Annotated in this window: 14 protein-coding genes; 9 read left to right on the top strand and 5 right to left on the bottom strand. The window is 72.5% G+C overall.

Annotated elements, in window-relative coordinates; genetic code table 11:
- Nucleotides 1-9 precede the first annotated feature (9 nt).
- Genes ACH34S_RS36575 through alc form a run of 6 tightly spaced genes read left to right on the top strand, consistent with a single transcriptional unit; the run spans nt 10 to nt 7,344 of the window.
- Complete coding sequence (locus ACH34S_RS36575) at nt 10-888, top strand: FAD binding domain-containing protein (protein WP_395957480.1); 879 nt, start codon at nt 10-12, stop codon at nt 886-888.
- Entirely contained in the window at nt 888-1,373 is a 486-nt protein-coding gene (locus ACH34S_RS36570; RefSeq protein WP_395957479.1) for a (2Fe-2S)-binding protein, read from the top strand. Before ACH34S_RS36575 ends, ACH34S_RS36570 begins: the two co-directional genes overlap by 1 nt.
- Entirely contained in the window at nt 1,370-2,716 is a 1,347-nt protein-coding gene (locus ACH34S_RS36565) for an 8-oxoguanine deaminase (RefSeq protein WP_395957478.1), read from the top strand. The genes ACH34S_RS36570 and ACH34S_RS36565 overlap by 4 nt, the downstream gene beginning before the upstream one ends.
- Nucleotides 2,716-5,028 (top strand): xanthine dehydrogenase subunit D, encoded by a 2,313-nt coding sequence (gene pucD, locus ACH34S_RS36560; protein ID WP_395957477.1) that lies wholly within the window; start codon nt 2,716-2,718, stop codon nt 5,026-5,028. Before ACH34S_RS36565 ends, pucD begins: the two co-directional genes overlap by 1 nt.
- Nucleotide 5,029: 1 nt before the next feature.
- Entirely contained in the window at nt 5,030-6,319 is a 1,290-nt protein-coding gene (gene allB, locus ACH34S_RS36555) for an allantoinase AllB (protein ID WP_395957476.1), read from the top strand.
- On the top strand, nt 6,316-7,344 hold the full coding sequence (alc, locus tag ACH34S_RS36550) for an allantoicase (RefSeq protein ID WP_395957475.1): 1,029 nt from the start codon (nt 6,316-6,318) through the stop codon (nt 7,342-7,344). Before allB ends, alc begins: the two co-directional genes overlap by 4 nt.
- Nucleotides 7,345-7,390: 46 nt before the next feature.
- On the opposite strand, the gene ACH34S_RS36545 is transcribed toward alc, so the two are convergent.
- The 3 genes from ACH34S_RS36545 to ACH34S_RS36535 form a co-directional block, all read right to left on the bottom strand.
- Nucleotides 7,391-7,624 (bottom strand): DUF397 domain-containing protein, encoded by a 234-nt coding sequence (locus tag ACH34S_RS36545; protein ID WP_207934073.1) that lies wholly within the window; start codon nt 7,622-7,624, stop codon nt 7,391-7,393.
- Between the two features lie 177 nt (nt 7,625-7,801).
- Nucleotides 7,802-9,244 (bottom strand): S1 family peptidase, encoded by a 1,443-nt coding sequence (locus ACH34S_RS36540; RefSeq protein WP_395957474.1) that lies wholly within the window; start codon nt 9,242-9,244, stop codon nt 7,802-7,804.
- Between the two features lie 138 nt (nt 9,245-9,382).
- Nucleotides 9,383-10,009 (bottom strand): TetR family transcriptional regulator, encoded by a 627-nt coding sequence (locus ACH34S_RS36535; protein ID WP_395957630.1) that lies wholly within the window; start codon nt 10,007-10,009, stop codon nt 9,383-9,385.
- A gap of 192 nt (nt 10,010-10,201) precedes the next feature.
- Here ACH34S_RS36535 and ACH34S_RS36530 point away from each other — a divergent pair, with 192 nt between their 5' ends.
- Both ACH34S_RS36530 and ACH34S_RS36525 read left to right on the top strand, forming a co-directional pair.
- Nucleotides 10,202-11,314 carry an acyl-CoA dehydrogenase family protein gene (locus tag ACH34S_RS36530; protein ID WP_395957473.1) on the top strand — a complete coding sequence of 371 codons (1,113 nt, stop codon included), beginning with the start codon at nt 10,202-10,204 and terminating at the stop codon, nt 11,312-11,314.
- Entirely contained in the window at nt 11,314-12,486 is a 1,173-nt protein-coding gene (locus tag ACH34S_RS36525; protein ID WP_395957472.1) for an acyl-CoA dehydrogenase family protein, read from the top strand. The genes ACH34S_RS36530 and ACH34S_RS36525 overlap by 1 nt, the downstream gene beginning before the upstream one ends.
- A gap of 15 nt (nt 12,487-12,501) precedes the next feature.
- On the opposite strand, the gene ACH34S_RS36520 is transcribed toward ACH34S_RS36525, so the two are convergent.
- The gene (locus ACH34S_RS36520) at nt 12,502-13,167 is read right to left on the bottom strand and encodes a TetR family transcriptional regulator (RefSeq protein ID WP_395957471.1); all 666 of its coding nucleotides are present in this window, start codon (nt 13,165-13,167) and stop codon (nt 12,502-12,504) included.
- A 172-nt stretch (nt 13,168-13,339) separates the two neighbouring features.
- Here ACH34S_RS36520 and ACH34S_RS36515 point away from each other — a divergent pair, with 172 nt between their 5' ends.
- Nucleotides 13,340-14,959, top strand: coding sequence for an MFS transporter (locus tag ACH34S_RS36515; protein WP_395957470.1), 1,620 nt, complete (start codon nt 13,340-13,342; stop codon nt 14,957-14,959).
- A gap of 26 nt (nt 14,960-14,985) precedes the next feature.
- Here the strand turns inward: ACH34S_RS36515 and ACH34S_RS36510 are convergent, their stop codons facing one another.
- Nucleotides 14,986-16,275 carry an RNA polymerase sigma factor gene (locus ACH34S_RS36510; protein WP_395957469.1) on the bottom strand — a complete coding sequence of 430 codons (1,290 nt, stop codon included), beginning with the start codon at nt 16,273-16,275 and terminating at the stop codon, nt 14,986-14,988.
- Between the last annotated feature and the right edge of the window lie 223 nt (nt 16,276-16,498).

The following is a 16,498-nucleotide window of genomic DNA, read 5'->3' as shown; positions in this document are numbered from 1 at the left end:
TCGAGAGCGATGGAATTCCTGCGACCGGCGACCTGGCGCGAAGCGCTCGACGCGAAGGCGGAACTGCCGGGCGCGCTGCCGCTCCAGGGCGGCACCGACGTCATGGTCGAGATCAACTTCGACGAGCGGCGGCCGGAGGCGCTGCTCGACCTGACGAGCATCCGCGAGCTCACGGCCTGGGACATGGCGGACGGACGGCTCCGCGTAGGCGCCGCCGTCCCGTACGCCCGCCTGATCACGGAACTGGGCGGGACCCTGCCCGGCCTTGCGCAGGCGTCCCGGACGGTGGGCTCGCCGCAGATCCGCAACCGCGGCACGATCGGCGGCAACCTCGGCGCGGCCTCGCCCGCCGGGGACGGCCATCCGCCGCTCCTGGCCGCCGGCGCGGTGATCGAGGCGGAGTCGGCGGCGCGCGGCGTCCGGATGATCCCGGTCGCGGAGTTCTTCACCGGCGTGAAGCGCAACGCCCTCGAACCGGACGAGCTGATCCGCGCGTTCTGGACGGCGCCCGCGTCCGGCCCGCAGTACTTCGCCAAGATCGGCACCCGGAACGCGATGGTGATCGCCGTGTGCTCGTTCGCGATCGCGCTGCATCCGGCCGAGCGCCGCGTCGGGACGGGCCTCGGCTCCGCCGCGCCGACACCGCGCCGCGCCCCGGCCGCCGAAGAGTTCATCGCACGGGAACTGGACTGGGACGGCCTCGGCCCGCTCCGCGAATCGGCGGCGCGGCGGTTCGGGGAGCTGGTCGCCGAAGCGGCCTCGCCGATCGACGACGTCCGCGGGACGGGCGACTACCGAAGGCACGCCCTGTCGGTGATGGCCCGCCGCACCCTGACCTGGGCCTGGCGCGACCACACCGGCGGGATGACAGGGAAGGAGGCCTCGTGATGCGCGTGAACGTCACGGTCAACGGCTCGCACGAGGTCGTGGACGACGTGTGGGAGGGCGAGAGCCTGCTCTACATGCTGCGCGAGCGGATGGGCCTGCCCGGCTCCAAGAACGCCTGTGAGCAGGGCGAATGCGGCTCCTGCACCGTCTACCTGGACGGCGTTCCGGCCTGCGCGTGCCTGGTCGCGGCCGGTCAGGCGGAGGGACGGGACGTCCGGACGGTCGAGGGCCTGGCCGAAGGTACGCCGGGCGATGAGCGGCTCGACCCCGTCCAGGAGGCGTTCCTGGAGACCGGGGCCGTGCAGTGCGGGTTCTGCACGCCGGGGCTGATCGTCCAGACGCACGACCTGATCGAGCGGAACCCCGCACCGACCGACGCCGAGATTCGCGAGGCGCTCGCGGGCAACCTGTGCCGCTGCACCGGCTACGAGAAGATCCTGGACGCGGTGCGCCTGGCGGCGGAGCGGAAGGCGGCCGCGCGATGACGATCATCGAGAACGCGCATGTCGTCACCGTCTCCGGCGACGAGTACCCGGACGGCCACATCGTCATCGACGGCGACCGCATCACGGCCGTCGGCCCCGGCAAGGCCCCCGCCCGCGACGGCGAGCGGATCGACGGGACCGGCTGCCTCGCCACCCCCGGCCTGATCAACACGCACCACCACCTCTACCAGTGGGCGAGCCAGGGCCTCGCCGTCGACAGCACGCTGTTCGAGTGGCTGACGACGCTCTACAAGCCGTGGTCGAGGATGGACGCCGAGGTCGTGTCCGGTGCGGCGAGCGCGGGCCTCGGCTGGCTCGCCAAGTCGGGCTGCACCACCTCCAGCGACCACCACTACCTGTTCCCGAAGGGACGCGGCGACCTGTTCGCGGCGGAGGTCGAGGCGGCGCGGGAGATCGGCGTCCGGTTCCACCCGTGCCGGGGCTCGATGGACCGGGGCGCCTCGCAGGGCGGCCTCCCGCCGGACGAGGTGGTCGAGGACCTCGACACGATCCTCGCCGAGACCGAGGCCGCGATCGACCGGTACCACGACCCGTCGCCCGGCTCCATGCTGCGCGTGGCCGTCGCGCCCTGCTCGCCGTTCAGCGTCACCCGAGAGCTGATGCTGGAATCGGCGGAACTGGCGCGTGCCAAGGGGGTCAGGCTCCACACCCACCTCGCCGAGACGCTGGACGAGGAGGAGCACACGGCGGAGCAGTTCGGCATGACCCCGGCCGAGTACATGGAGTCGATCGGCTGGCTCGGCCCGGACGTGTGGCTCGCGCACTGCGTCCACCTGCACGACGCCGACGTCAAGCGGCTCGCCGAGACCCGCACCGGCACGGCGCACTGCCCCAGCTCCAACGCCCGCCTCGGTGCCGGGATCGCCCGCGTGTCGCACCTCCTCGCGGAGGGCGCGGCGGTCGGCCTCGGCGTGGACGGGTCGGCGTCGGCGGAACTCGTCCCGCTGGCGGGGGAGCTGCGCCAGGCGATCTACATGCAGCGCGCCCGCTACGGGCCGACCGCGCTGTCCGCGCGGCAGGCGCTGGAGATGGCGACGCTCGGCGGGGCCCGCTGCCTCGGCCGCGACGGCGAGCTCGGCTCCCTCGAACCGGGCAAGCTCGCCGACATCGCGCTGTGGCGGATGGACGGCTTCCGCGCCGCCGTCGACGACCCGGTCGTCGCGTTCGCGTTCGGGCCGGCGCCGCCGCTGCGGCGCCTCCTCATCGGCGGCCGGACGATCGTCGACGGCGACACGCTCGTCACCGTCCCGCAGGACGAGGCCGCCCGCCGCGGCGCCGCCGCCCACCGCCGCCTGATGCAGCTCGCCGAGGAGGTGCTCTGATGGCCGCACCGGTGAAAACCCCAGGTCACGTGGCCGCGCCGGGGCTGGGCGGGGTGGGCGAGAGCCCGCTGCGCCCGGACGGGACCCTCAAGGTCGCCGGCGAGTTCGCCTACGCGTCCGACCTGTGGATGGACGGGATGCTGTGGGGCGCGACGCTCCGCAGCCCGCATCCCCGGGCCCTGATCCGCTCGATCGACATCGGCCCGGCGCTCGCGCTGCCCGGCGTCCGCGCCGTCCTCACCCACGAGGACGTCCCGGGCCGGAAGATGTTCGGCATCGACCACACCGAGGACCAGCCCGTCCTGGCGATCGACCAGGTGAGGCACCAGGGCGAGCCGGTCGCGCTGGTCGCCGCCGACCATCCCGAGACGGCCCGCCGGGCGATGGCGAAGATAGGCGTCGACTACGAGGTCCTGGAGCCGATCACCGACCCGCGCGCCGTGATCGCCGACCCGGAGCGGCTGAAGGTCCAGGATCTCGGCGGCATCACCCGCCACCAGCCCGTCCGTGTCGGGGACGTCGACGCGGCGAAGGCCGGCGCCGAGGTCGTCGTCACGGCCGAGTACGAGGTCGGCATCCAGGACCAGGCGTTCCTCGGGCCGGAGGCCGGGCTCGCGATCCCGTCCGACGACGGCGGCATCGACCTGTACGTGTCGACGCAGTGGATCCACAACGACCTCAAGCAGATCGCGCCGTGCCTCGGCCTCGCCGAAGAGCAGGTCCACATGACGCTCGCGGGCGTGGGCGGCGCGTTCGGCGGGCGCGAGGACCTGTCGATGCAGATCCACGCGGCGATGCTGGCGCTGCACACCGGCAAACCGGTGAAGATGTCGTACAACCGGTACGAGTCGTTCTTCGGGCACGTCCACCGGCATCCCGCGCTGATGCGGTACGAGTACGGCGCCACGGCCGACGGACGCCTGCTCTACGCCGACGTCGAGATCGTCCTGGACGGCGGCGCGTACACCTCGTCCACGAAGAACGTCGTCGGGAACGCGGCCTCCCTCGGCGTCGGCCCGTACGAGATCCCCAACATCAGGATCGACGCGTACGGCGTCTACACCAACAACCCGCCGTGCGGCGCGATGCGCGGGTTCGGGGCCGTCCAGGCGTGCTTCGCCTACGAGTCGATGATGGACCGGCTCGGCGCGGCCTGCGGGCTCGGCCCGGTCGAGATCCGCCGCCGCAACGCCGTCTCGCGCGGTTCGAGGCTCGCGACCGGGCAGGTCATCGAGTCCCCGGCGCCGCTCGCCGACATGCTGACCCGGCTGGAGGCGATGCCGCTGCCGCCGCCGCTCGACCCGTCCGACCTGCGGAACCTGCCGGGCGGGGTGTCGCAGACGACGCACGGCGAGGGCGTCGTGCGGGGCATCGGATACGGCGTCGGGATCAAGAACATCTGCTTCTCGGAGGGGTTCGACGACTACTCCACGGCCCGCGTCCGATTGGAGGTCATCGGCGGCGAGGCGACCGCGCTGGTGCACACCGCGGCGGCGGAGGTCGGGCAGGGGCTCGTCACGATCCAGGCGCAGATCGCGCGGACGGAGCTGGGCGTCCAGAAGGTCACGATCGCGCCCGCCGACAACCGGGTCGGCGACGCGGGGTCGTCCAGCGCGTCCCGCCAGTCGTACATGTCGGGCGGCGCGGTCAAGACGGCCTGCGAGGCGGTGCGCGCGGAGCTGCTCGCCCTCGCGGCCCGGCGCTTCGGCGGCCGCACCGACCTCGCCGTCGCCGGCGGGAAGATCGTCTCGCGGGCGGGCGGCGTGCTCGGCACGATCGAGGACGTCCTCGGCGACGCCGTCATCGAGGAGACCCGCGAGTACCACCACCGGCCCACCACCGCGATGGACCCGGTCACCGGGCAGGGACGCAGCCACACCCAGCTCGCGCTGTGCGTCCACCGCGCCGTCGTGGACGTGGACGTCGACCTCGGGCTCGTCAAGGTCGTCGAGCTGGCCGCCGTCCAGGACGTCGGCAAGATCATCAACCGGACGGGCGTGGAGGGGCAGATCCACGGCGGCTCCGCGCAGGGCCTCGGGCTCGCGGTGATGGAGGAGATCGTCGTGTCGGACGGCGTCGTCCGGAACCCGTCCTTCACCGACTACCTGATCCCCACGATCCTCGACATGCCGCCGATGCGGCTCGACATCCTGGAGAACCCCGATCCGGAGGCGCCGTACGGGCTGCGCGGGGCGGGCGAGCCGCCGACGCTGTCGTCCACGCCCGCGATCGTCGCCGCGCTCCGCGCCGCGACGGGCCGGGCGCTCGGGCGCGTGCCCGTCCGGCCGGAGCACATCGTCCAGGGGGCCTGACGTGGACGATCTCGTGATCAGCTCGCGCCGGGCGGTGCTGCCGGACGGCGAGCGTCCCGCCACGGTCTCCGCCCGCGACGGCCGCATCACCGCGATCACCCCCTACGCGGGCACCGGGATCGACCTGGGCGATGTCGCGCTGCTGCCCGGCCTGGTCGACACCCATGTGCACGTCAACGAGCCGGGCCGCACCGAATGGGAGGGCTTCGCCACCGCGACCCGCGCCGCCGCGGCGGGCGGTGTCACCGCGCTGATCGACATGCCGCTCAACTCGCTTCCGCCGACCGTCGACCCGGCCGCGCTCGCGGCGAAACGCGAGGCGGCGGAGGGCGCGTGCAGGGTGGACGTCGGGTTCTGGGGCGGTGCCGTCCCCGGCAACCTCGCCTCGCTGCGCGAGCTTCACGACCGGGGCGTGTTCGGGTTCAAGTGCTTCACCTCCGACTCCGGTGTCCCGGAGTTCCCGCCGCTCGGACACGAGGAGATGCGGGCGGCGTTCCGCGAGATCGCCGCTTTTGGTGGTCTGGTCATCGTTCATGCAGAAGACCCGGCGTCGCTGACGGCGCCGTCCGGCGGCGGGTACGCGGAATTCCTGGCCTCCCGTCCGGCGTCCTCCGAACGCCTCGCCGTGGAGCAGGTCGTCCGGCTGGCGGAGGAGACGGGCGTGCGCGCCCACATCCTGCACCTGTCCGCCGCCGACTGCCTGGACGTCCTGGCGAAGGCCCGGGCGGACGGGCTCCCCGTCACCGCCGAGACCTGCCCGCACTACCTAACCCTCTCCGCGGACGACGCCCGGAATCCGGCGCACAAATGCTGCCCGCCCATCCGCGACGCCGCCAACCGCGAACTGCTCTGGCAGGGCCTCGCCTCGGGCGTCATCTCCTGCGTCGTCACCGACCACTCGCCCTGCACACCCGAGCTGAAGCGCGGCGACTTCGCCACCGCGTGGGGCGGGATCTCGTCGCTCCAGCTGGGCCTGCCCGCCGTCTGGACGGCGGCGCGCGCACGCGGCCACGGCCTGCACGACGTCGTCCGCTGGATGTCCGAAGGCCCGGCGGCGCTCGCGGGCGTCCCCGGCAAGGGCGGGATCGTCGCAGGGAACGACGCCGACCTCGTCGCGTTCGCCGCCGACGAGACCTTCACCGTCGACCCCGCCGCCCTCCACCACCGCCATCCCATCACCCCCTACGAGGGCCGGACGCTGGCCGGGGTCGTCCAGGCCACCTGGCTGCGGGGCGCGCCCGTCACGGACGCGCCCGCCGGGCGCCTCCTCAGCCGGCCGGACGCGTCATGACCGGCTTCACCGCACTGCCCGACCTGGCCGTCCGCACCCTCGGCGGCTCGGTGATCGCCGCGAGCGACGAGTCGTTCGCGGCCAAGGAGAACCTTCTCAACCCGTGGGCGCCCGCGTTCAGGCCGGAGACGTTCGGGCCGAAGGGGCAGGAGTACGACGGCTGGGAGACCGCCCGGCGGCGCGGCGGCGGTCACGACTGGGCGCTGATCCGCCTCGGCCTCCCGGGCAGGATCGCCGGGGTCGTCATCGACACCGCCTGGTTCAAGGGCAACTTCCCGCCGCACGCCTCCGTCGAGGCGTGCTTCGCGGACGGCCACCCGTCACCCGCCGAGCTGCTGGACGCCGACTGGGTCGAGATCGTCCCCAGGAGCCCTTTGGAAGGCGACACCGCCCACGCGTTCCCCGCAGCCGAGACCGGTCGCGTGTTCACCCACGTCCGGCTCGCGATGTTCCCGGACGGCGGCATCGCGCGGCTCCGCGTCCATGGCGACGTCGTCCCGAACCCCGAGTTCCTGACCGGGCTGACGGTCGACCTGGCCGCGCTGGAGAACGGCGCCCGCGTCGTCGAATGCTCCGACATGTTCTACTCGTCGCCGGACAACATGCTGCATCCCGGGAAGGCGCGCAATCAGGCCGAGGGCTGGGAGACCGCGCGGCGGCGCGACGGCGGCCACGACTGGGCCCTGATCCGCCTCGCCGCTCCCGGCGTCATCAGGCTGGCCGAGATCGACACCACGAACCTCAAGTTCAACGCCCCGGCCGAGTTCGCGCTGTCCGGCTTCGACGACCGTAGCCCGTCCGCGCCGCCGCTGACGCTCATCCCGCGCACCCGCCTGCAGCCCGACACCCGGCACCGCTTCCGGCTCGCGTCGCCGTCGCCCGAGGTCACCAGCGTCCGGCTCGACATCCACCCGGACGGCGGCATCGCCCGGCTCCGCCTCCTCGGCGACCTCGCCCCGGACGCCGAACGCGACCTCACCGCCCGCTGGGACGCGCTCACCAGCGGCCCGCGACCCCGCGCATGAGCATGCCCCCGGGCGAGAACAGCGCCGGGGGCATGCACATCCTGGTTCAGGAAGCCTCGGTGGGGTCTTCCAGAAGGTCGTCGAACTCGCCGTCCTTGACGCCCGCGATGAAGGCGTCCCACTCGGCCTCGGTGAAGTAGAGGATCGGGCCCTCGGGGTTCTTCGCGTCGCGCATGACGACGGCCCGCTCACCGAAGTCCTTGTGCTGGACGGGGACGTCCTTGCCATCGACGAACTCGATGATGACCCCGTCGCTGAGGATCGGTTCCTGCTCGGTCACTGGCACACCTTCTCATCCTGGATCCGGCCGGCTCGTCCTGGATCCGGCCGATTCGCACCCGGCGCCGGCCGGGGATCGTCCTGGCGCTGACGATGCATCAGGGTACTAACGAAGGCATCCCCGGCCGTCCAGATTGGGGAGGGACGGCCGGGGAAGATCAGGCTGGCGACAGTGTGGTTATGGCTTGCTGAATCCGAAGGTGTAGTCGCCGGCTCCGCTGTAGGCGTGCACGCGGTACCGGTAGGTGCCGGCGGTGCCGGTGTAGTTGATGGTCTCGTCGGGGGTCGGGCTGATCGAGAAGGCGACGGTCTGCCAGGTGGTCCCGTTCAGCTTCTGGAGGTAGACGTCGAAGTCGACGCCGTCGGGGCCGTCGAGGCACGCGGTGTGCGCGCCGGTCGCCGTCGTGGTGTAGTCGCCGGAGGGCTGGTAGTCGCTGGCGCCGGACGTCAGCGAGTCGGTCACCCGGGTCTGGTAGCCGTCGCAGGTGCCGGGGCCCGGACCGCCGTCGTCCTCGGTGATGAGCTCGCGGCCGTTCTGCGCGAGGATCTGCAGGACCTCGCCGACGGGGTTGAACCAGGTCTGGTCACCGCTGTCCTGGCCGTTGTTGCAGCTGCCGGACGTGCCGGACGTGATGCCCTGCGCCTGCCCGCCCGTCTGGGTGAACAGCGCGCCGCCGGAGTCGCCGGGGTCGGCGCAGACGTTGGCGCGGATCAGGCCGGTGACGGTGCCCTCGGGGTAGTTGACGGTCGCGTTCCGCTGCTGGATGGGGCCGCACCAGATCCGCGTGCTGGTCGTGCCGCCCGACCGGCACACCTGCGTGCCGACGGGCGCCTCGGTCGCGCCGAGGATCGTCTCGTAGGTCCCGTCGTACCTGTTGACCTTGGGGGTCGGCGTCCACTGGCTGTTGGTGTCGACCCATGCGTAGTCGTTGCCGGGGAACGAGGAGCCGCCGAACGTGCCCTGCGCGACCCGGTTGGCGCCCTCCGTCGTCTCGCCGGTGCCGCCGCAGTGCCCGGCCGTCATGAATCCGCCGGTGACGGCGAACGCGACGGAGCAGCCGTACTGGGTCGTCCAGTACCGCTCGCCGCCGATGATGTCGTGGACGAGGCGGGGCTTCTCCGCCGACCGGACGATCCGGACCGCGGACGCGTTGACGCCGCTGGTCTTCAGGAAGCGCTTCGCCGCGGCCGGGCTGGAGGTGTTGACGACGACGGTGTTGCTCTCGGCGTCGACGTACCACGAGGTCACGGACTTCGCGGCGGAGCGGGAGTGCCTGTTCAGCTTCGCCAGCTCGCCGCCGAGCTGGCGTTCGCTGTACTTCACCACCTTGGGCTGGGCACCCGCCGCCTTGATCGCGGTGGCGGTGGAGGCGTCGGTGGTGGCGACGACGACCTGGGAACCGTTCTTCACCCAGGCGCCGCCGAACTCGGCTCCGAGCGACACACGGAGGTTCTTCTGGATGGCGGCTGTCTTTCCGATCGGTCCGGCGGGCCGCGGCGTCGTTGCCGCGGGCTGCTGCCGAGCCGCCGGGGACGCCGTGTCCGCGAGCGCTGGGGTCGCCAGCGCCGCGGCCAGGCAGGTCCCGGCCGTGATGCCCAGCAGCAGGTGTTTGCGGGCCATGTGGCTCTCCTGTTTGGGGGTGGGGGTTGGGAGAGGTTTGGGCGCCCAATGCCGGGACTGTAGAGCGGCGTATAAACCGCAGCAATAAATCGCTTACAAGTGGTATTTCAATGTTGATTCTGTTGGACTCGAACGCGCTCAGGCGTCGATGAGCAGGCGGGCGGCGGAGATCTCCAGCCGGGCCTGGATCTCCTCGGCGGTGGCGTTGCCGCGCAGCATCTCGATCATCTCCATCGTCCAGATCCCGGCGAGCGCGCGGGCGACGAGGCGGCGCGGGTCGTCGGCGGGGATATCGACACCGCCGTCCGGGGAGGCGGACGCGGCGCGCAGCAGCAGGCCGGTCATCCGCTCGCCGAAGTCGGTCTTGACGTCCGACAGCAGCAGCGAGCGGATCAGCGCCTCCGCCAGCTCGGGCTCGCGCATCAGCCCGCGGGTGGCGCGCATCAGCACCTCGACCGCGCGCTGCGGCGGGTCCCCGGCGCGCGGCGGGCGGCGCTCGATGCTGCCTTCGAGGAGGTCGAGCTCCTCGCCGACGACGGCGACGACCAGGTCCATCTTGGACGGGAAGTAGCGGTAGAGGGTGCCGAGCGCGACGCCGGCCCGCTCGGACACGGTGCGCATCTGCATGGCCTCGATGCCGCCGCGCGACGCGAGCGCCGCGGCGGCCTGGACGATACGCTTGCGCCGCTGGTGCTGGCTGCGGGAGCGCACCCCCGCCTGCCGCGCGGGGCCGGCCGCCTGCCCCCGGGCCTCGTCCCCGGGCATTGTCGGCTCTGCGGTCACGGGCGTTCCCTTCTCAGCGGTCGGTCGATCATCCGGCGCGTCCCCCCAAGGATACAACCCGCACAAGAACGTGTTATCAAACCGACCTGGCGTGCCCGCGTCACCTAATGCCCGCCCCCTGGACACAGACTAGAATCTGTTCTACTTTCGCGTTGTCCGGAAGGGGGCGGTTGCGTGGACTTCAACCTCGACGAGCCCAGGCGGGAGCTCCAGGGCCTCGCGGCCGGCCTGCTGGCCCGCGAGGCGGCGCGGGAGCGGCTGGAGGCGTTCGAGCGGGGCGGCGCGCCGTACGACGCCGCGACCTGGACGGCCCTCGCCCGCGCCGGGCTGCTCGGCGCCGTCCTGCCGGAGGAAGCCGGCGGCGCGGGACTCGGGCCGGTCGGGCTCGCCGTCCTCCTGCGGGAGGTGGGCGCGACGGTCGCTCCCGTTCCGGTGTACGCGTCGCTCGCGCTCGCGGCCGTCCCGATCGCGCGGCACGGCACCGCCGGGCAGCGCGAACTGCTCGGCCCGCTCATCGAAGGGGAGACGGTCCTGACGGGCGCCTACCGCGAGCTCGGCCCGCCCGGCCGGGTCACGGCGGCGGCACGGCCGCGACCGGACGGCGACGGGTTCGTCCTCGACGGTGTGAAAACGTTCGTGCCGTACGCGCGGGAGGCATCACGCATCCTTATCCCCGCCCGTGTCGAGGGCGACGGGATCGGCGTGTTCCTCGTGGAGCCCGCGGCGGTCACGATCACGCGGCAGCCGTCCGCGACGACCGAGCCGCTGTCGCGCGTCGCGCTCGACGGCGTCCGCGTCGGGCCGGACGCCCTGCTCGGCGGGACCGCCGACGGCGCCGCCTGGGACACCCTGCGCCGCACCGCCGTCGCCGGGGCGGTGTCGCTCGCGTCCGGCGTCATCGAAGGCGCGCTGGAGCTGACGAAGGAGTACGTCAAGACGCGCGAGCAGTTCGACCGCGTCCTCGCGCAGTTCCAGGCGGTCACCATGCAGATCGGCGACGTCTACATCGCCAAGCGCGCGCTGGACGTGGCCGTCTGGGCGGGCGTGTGGCGGCTCGCAGAGGGCGCCGCCGACACCGACGAGGTCCTCGCCGTCGCCTCGTTCAACGCCTGCGGCCCCGTCGTGGAGGCGCTCTACACGTGCCAGCACCTTCACGGCGGCATCGGCCTGGACGTCACGTATCCGCTGCACCGCTACTTCGCCTGGGGCAAGCAGTGCGCGCACCTGCTCGGCGGCGCCGACGACACCCTCGACGCTCTCGGCGAGCTCTATTTGCAGGAGGCGTGATGTTCATCGACCTGACCGACGAGCAGAAGAAGCTGCGCGCAGAGCTGCGCGAGTACTTCGAGAACTGCCTGGACGCGGAGCAGCGCGCCGCCATCATGGACGACCCGTTCGGCCCCGCCTACCTGGAGCACTGCCGCCGCCTCGGCCGCGACGGGATGCTCGGCGTCGCGCTGCCGAAGGAGTACGGCGGCCGCGGCTACGGCCCGGTCGAGCAGACGATCTTCGCGACCGAGATCGCCCGCGCCGAGGTCACCTACCCGCTCATCACGCTGAACTCCGTCGCGCCGACGATCCTGCAGTACGGGACGGACGCGCAGAAGGAGCGATTCATCCCGCGCATCCTCGCGGGGGAGTGCCATTTCGCGGTCGGCTACAGCGAGCCGGGCGCGGGCACCGACCTCGCCGCGCTGCGCACCACCGCCGTCCGGGACGGCGACCACTACCTCGTCAACGGCCAGAAGATCTTCACCTCCGCCGCGCACACCGCCGACCACGTGTGGCTCGCCGCCCGCACCGACCCGGACGCGAAGAAGCACAAGGGCATCTCGATGTTCATCGTCGACTGCGCCGACCCCGGCTTCTCCTGGACGCCGATCATCACGATGGACGGCCGCCACCACACCAACTCGACCTACTTCCAGGACGTCCGCGTCCCGGCGGACATGCTGATCGGCGAGCTGAACAAGGGCTGGGACCTCATCGTCAGCCAGCTCAACCACGAGCGGGTCACGCTCGGCCCGGCCGGGAACATCGGGCACGTGCACGTCCGGCTGGAGCGCTGGGCCCGCGGCACCGCCGGGCCGGACGGGGCGCCGCTGATCGAGACGCCCGGCGTCCGCCGCGCGGTCGCGCGGGTGCACGCCTACCTGCGCGTGAACGAGCTGCTGAACTGGCAGGTCGCCGCGAACCAGGATCTCGGCTGGCTCGGCGCCCCGGACGCGTCCGCCACCAAGATCTACGCCTCGGAGCGGGTGCAGGAGGTGGGCCGGATCGTCGGCGACGTCCTCGCCCGGCACGGTGACCCCGGCGACCCGGAGACCGCGGAGTTCATCGAGGCGGCCGACCGGCTCGCGAAGGGCGCGCTGGTGCTGACGTTCGGCGGCGGCGTCAACGAGATCCAGCGCGAGCTGATCGCGATGATCGGCCTCGGCCTGCCCCGCGCACCCCGCTGACCCCCGCCGCGCCCGTCAGGACCGCGGCGGTTCCTCGAAGCCGTTCTCCAGGATGGCGAAGCACCGGTCGACGGTCTCGGAGATCGAGCCGTACGCGCGGGGGTAGCGGCGCAACGCGTCGGTGGCGGCCTGGAAGCCGCAGGTCGCGGCGGCGGCGATGACATGGGGGCGCAGGTCGGTGGCGGGGTCGATGCCGAGCCGCTCGGCGATGACCTCGGTCATCAGCGCCTGCTTCTTCTGCGCGCGCTCCAGGCTGCCCGCCATGAGGGCCGGGCTCTCGTTCACCATGTCGAACATGCAGGTGAACCGCTCGGGGTCGAAGCCGAGTTCGCCGCGCTCGCTGGCGCTGGCGATCTCCACCACGGTGCGGCGCAGCGCCGTCATGATCGGTTCGTCGGCGGGGCGCGCGGCCAGCGCCGCCAGGACGGCGCGGAGCTGCTCCTCCTGGAAGGTGAGCGCGACGTCCTCCTTCGAGGCGAAGTAGCGGAAGAACGTGCGGGACGAGACGTCCACGGCGTCCGCGATCTCCTCGACGGTCGTCGCGTCGAAGCCCTTCTCGGCGAAGAGGGCGAACGCGGCGTCGACGAGCGCCTCGCGGGTGCGCTGCTTCTTGCGTTCGCGCCGGCCCGGGGGCTGGGGTCCGGGACCGGCGGAACCGGTCTCGGGGGCGGTCGCGGTCATGTGCGAAGTGTAGCCAGCCGGTGCACCCCAGCCAAGTGTCACCAGGTGACCGATGTCGTGAGATGAATCATGTCTTGCTGTGACGTGCGCCATTTGACGACAAGTGTCATCTCGTGACAGTTTGACGCTCATCGCAACCAAGCTCGCCTCCAAGCCATCAGGAAGGTCGCTGATGAGTCAGTCCAAGGGCGCCGAGACCCTCGAACCGGGCGCCGTCCACGCACCGCCGCGCGATGGGGCGCGCGGCCGTTCCGCGAGATCCGGCCACGGCCATCCCTGGCTCACGCTCGTCGCCGTCGCGCTCGGCGTCATGATGGTCGGCCTGGACGCCACCGTCGTGGCCATCGCCAACCCCGCCATCGCCAAGGACCTCGGCGCCAGCCTGTCCGGGCTGCAGTGGGTCACCAACGCCTACCTGCTGGCGCTCGCCGTCTCGCTGATCCCGGCCGGGAAGATCGCCGACCGGTTCGGCCGCAAGCGGACGTTCCTCGCCGGCGTGATCGGCTTCGCCATCTCCTCGGTGCTGATCGGGTTGTCCGGCGGCCTCGGGATGGTCATCTTCTGGCGCGTCGTGCAGGGCTTCGCGGGGGCGCTCCTGCAACCGGCCAGCCTCGCCATCCTGCGCAACACGTTCCCCGCCGACAAGCTCAACACCGCCATCGGCGTCTGGGGCTCCACGGTCGGCATCTCCATCGCGGGCGGCCCGATCGTCGCCGGCGTGCTGGTCGAGAACGTCAGCTGGGAGTCGGTGTTCTTCCTGAACGCCCCGCTCGGTCTCGTCGCGCTGCTCGTCGGCCTGTGGGTGATCCGCGAGTCCAAGGACGAGGAGGCCGCCGGCTCGTTCGACCTGCCCGGCGTCGCGCTGCTCACCGGCGCGCTGTTCGCGCTGGTCTGGGGCCTGATCAAGGCCGGTGAGGACGGCTTCGGCGACGCGGTCCCGCTGGTGTCGTTCGCCGTGTCGGTCGTGCTGTTCGCCGCGTTCGTCTGGAACGAGCTGCGGGTCGAGCGCCCGCTGCTGCCGCTCGGGCTGTTCCGCTCGGTGTCGCTGTCGGCGGCGACCGGGCTCATCGTGCTCGGCTTCTTCGGGATGTTCGGGACGGTCTTCTTCATCACCCTCTACCTGCAGCAGGTGCACGGCATGAGCCCGGTGGACGCGGGCGTCCGGATGCTGCCGATGACCGGCGTGTTCATCGTCGCCTCACCGCTGGCGGGCGCGCTGACCAGCCGGTTCGGGCCGCGGGTGCCACTCGTGCTCGGCATGGTGTTCACCGCCGCCGCGATGTTCGGGCTGTCGCGCATCGGGGTGGACGCGCCCTACGTCGAGCTGTGGCCGTGGTTCGTGCTCGTCGGGCTCGCGTTCGGGATGGTCATCGTCGCCGGGACGGAGGCCATCGTCGGCAACGCGCCCGCGCACCTCGCCGGGGTCGCGGGCGGGCTCCAGCAGACGGCCGCGCAGCTCGGCGGCGTCCTCGGCACGTCCGTGCTGGGCGTGCTGCTGTCCACCAAGGTGGGCGACGTGCTGTTCGGCCGCCTGACCGCCGCGGGCGTCCCCGGTCCCGCCGCGGAGCAGCTCGCGGGCCAGGGCGGGATCGTCTCGCAGGGCGTCGCGCCCGTCCCGCCCGGAACCTCCGGCCCGGCCGCCGAGGCCATCACCACGGGCAGCCACCTCGCGTTCATGGACGGCTTCCAGAACGCGCTGACCGTCGCCGGCGCGGTCGCGGTCGCCGCCGTGCTCGCGGCGCTGCTCGTCCGGCGCGGCAACACCCCGGTCGACGGCGCCGCCGCGGTGTGACGGAGGACCGCTCTGGCGGAGGCGCGTCAGCCCTGGCCGGTGTTCGGGGACGGGGCCGGGTTGGCCGTGGGGTTCGGGGTCGGGGTGCCCGGGTCCCCCGCCGGCGGATCCGTGGACGTGGGCGGGTCCGTCGGCGGCTCCTCCGTCGGAGGATCCGTCGGCGGGTCCGTGGGGGGATCGGTCGGCGGGTCGGTCGGCGGGGTCGTCGGGTCGGTCGGGGGAGTGGTCGGGTCGGTCGGCTCCCTGTCCCCGGGCTCGGACGGCGTCTCGGACGGGGACGTCGAGGGCGAGGCCGTGGGCGAAGTCGTCGCGCCCGGGACGCCGCGGTCCCGGCGCGGATCGGCGTTCGCGTGCATGGCCGCCGTGTCCGGGGAGCTCACCACGCGCTCGGTCCCGGTGAGGCCGGGCACCGGGTGCTGCGGGGCGGGACCGGTGCTCACCGACGTCGTGTCCGTGAGGGCGTTGCTCGCCGTGGGGACGAGCGAGGTGGCCGACCCGCCCTCCTTGCCCGAGGACCAGGTGGTGAGCAGGCCGACGACCGCGGCGGCGGAGGCGGCGACGCCCGCCGCCGCGCCCAGGCCCTTGGACAGGCCGGAGCCCTTTGACATGCCGCCGGTCAGCCCGCGCCTGGCGGCGTCCGCGCCGCCGCGCGAGCGGCCGTTCGCGGAACGGGCCTTCTCCGCGCTGATCACCACGAGCGGGCTCGGGGTGACGATGCTCGGCAGCGGCCGGGCGGCCTCCTCCTCGCACGCGGCGAGGACCCGCTCGCGCAGCCAGCCGGGCGCCCCGGACGGTGCGCGCCGGGCGAGGAGCTGCGGCAGCCGGCCCTTCTCGAACGCGGAGATGAGGTCGAGCCGCGGCTCGCTCGTCCCGCGCATGAGGATGTCGAGGACGGAGCGCTCCAGCCGCGTCCGCGCGGCGTTGAGCAGCTGTGCGACCGTGTCCGGCGCGATGCCGAGGACGAGGGCGATGTCGTGCGGTTCGAGCCATTCGCCCGCCCACAGCAGCAGCACCTCGCGGTGGTCGGAGCGCAGGTTCGCGGCGGCGCGCAGCAGCGGGTCGGAGCCGGAGAACAGCGGCGCGCCGCTCGGGCCGCCCGGCGGACCGGTCCCGGTGAAGGCGCCGCGCTCGGCGCAGGCCGTCCGCGCCAGCGAGTACAGCCAGAGCACCTTGTCACCGCGCGGCGGATGGTGCACCGCCGCGGTGAAGGTGTCGCCGACGCCCGAGGCCGCCAGCCTGTCGCCGACGAGCGACCAGCAGTACGCGTACAGGCGGTCGGCGTGCGCGTCGTAGAGCGAGCCCATGTCCCCGCGCATCTCGGCCTCCTCTCCCTGTTCACACCCTGATCACACAGCCCGGCTGACGGGACTCTAGCGCCTCCGGTCAATGCCTGAGAAGTCAGGGTTTGAACGAAACGTCGATTAAGTACGGAAGGTAACGGAGCCGCATGCGGACGGTGACGTTCACGGAGATTTAAGGAAGTTCACGAAAATCACCGGATTCCTGATCCGGTTAAGCAGGGAAGAGTCGAACTCGTTA

It is taken from the genome of Actinomadura sp. 3N508 (genome assembly GCF_044326375.1).
Lineage (GTDB): Bacteria > Actinomycetota > Actinomycetes > Streptosporangiales > Streptosporangiaceae > Spirillospora.
Note: the sequence above shows the minus strand (reverse complement) of the source record. Positions and strands in the feature narration are given on the sequence as shown.

What these genes read in the sequence shown, in the direction of transcription:
- alc (WP_395957475.1), top strand. Translation starts at nt 6,316, where the DNA reads ATGACCGGCTTCACCGCACTGCCCGACCTGGCCGTCCGCACCCTCGGC.
- ACH34S_RS36575 (WP_395957480.1), top strand. Translation starts at nt 10, where the DNA reads ATGGAATTCCTGCGACCGGCGACCTGGCGCGAAGCGCTCGACGCGAAG.
- pucD (WP_395957477.1), top strand. Translation starts at nt 2,716, where the DNA reads ATGGCCGCACCGGTGAAAACCCCAGGTCACGTGGCCGCGCCGGGGCTG.
- ACH34S_RS36520 (WP_395957471.1), bottom strand. Translation starts at nt 13,167, where the DNA reads ATGACCGCGACCGCCCCCGAGACCGGTTCCGCCGGTCCCGGACCCCAG.
- ACH34S_RS36525 (WP_395957472.1), top strand. Translation starts at nt 11,314, where the DNA reads ATGTTCATCGACCTGACCGACGAGCAGAAGAAGCTGCGCGCAGAGCTG.
- ACH34S_RS36540 (WP_395957474.1), bottom strand. Translation starts at nt 9,244, where the DNA reads ATGGCCCGCAAACACCTGCTGCTGGGCATCACGGCCGGGACCTGCCTG.
- ACH34S_RS36565 (WP_395957478.1), top strand. Translation starts at nt 1,370, where the DNA reads ATGACGATCATCGAGAACGCGCATGTCGTCACCGTCTCCGGCGACGAG.
- ACH34S_RS36510 (WP_395957469.1), bottom strand. Translation starts at nt 16,275, where the DNA reads ATGCGCGGGGACATGGGCTCGCTCTACGACGCGCACGCCGACCGCCTG.
- ACH34S_RS36570 (WP_395957479.1), top strand. Translation starts at nt 888, where the DNA reads ATGCGCGTGAACGTCACGGTCAACGGCTCGCACGAGGTCGTGGACGAC.
- ACH34S_RS36535 (WP_395957630.1), bottom strand. Translation starts at nt 10,009, where the DNA reads ATGCCCGGGGACGAGGCCCGGGGGCAGGCGGCCGGCCCCGCGCGGCAG.
- ACH34S_RS36515 (WP_395957470.1), top strand. Translation starts at nt 13,340, where the DNA reads ATGAGTCAGTCCAAGGGCGCCGAGACCCTCGAACCGGGCGCCGTCCAC.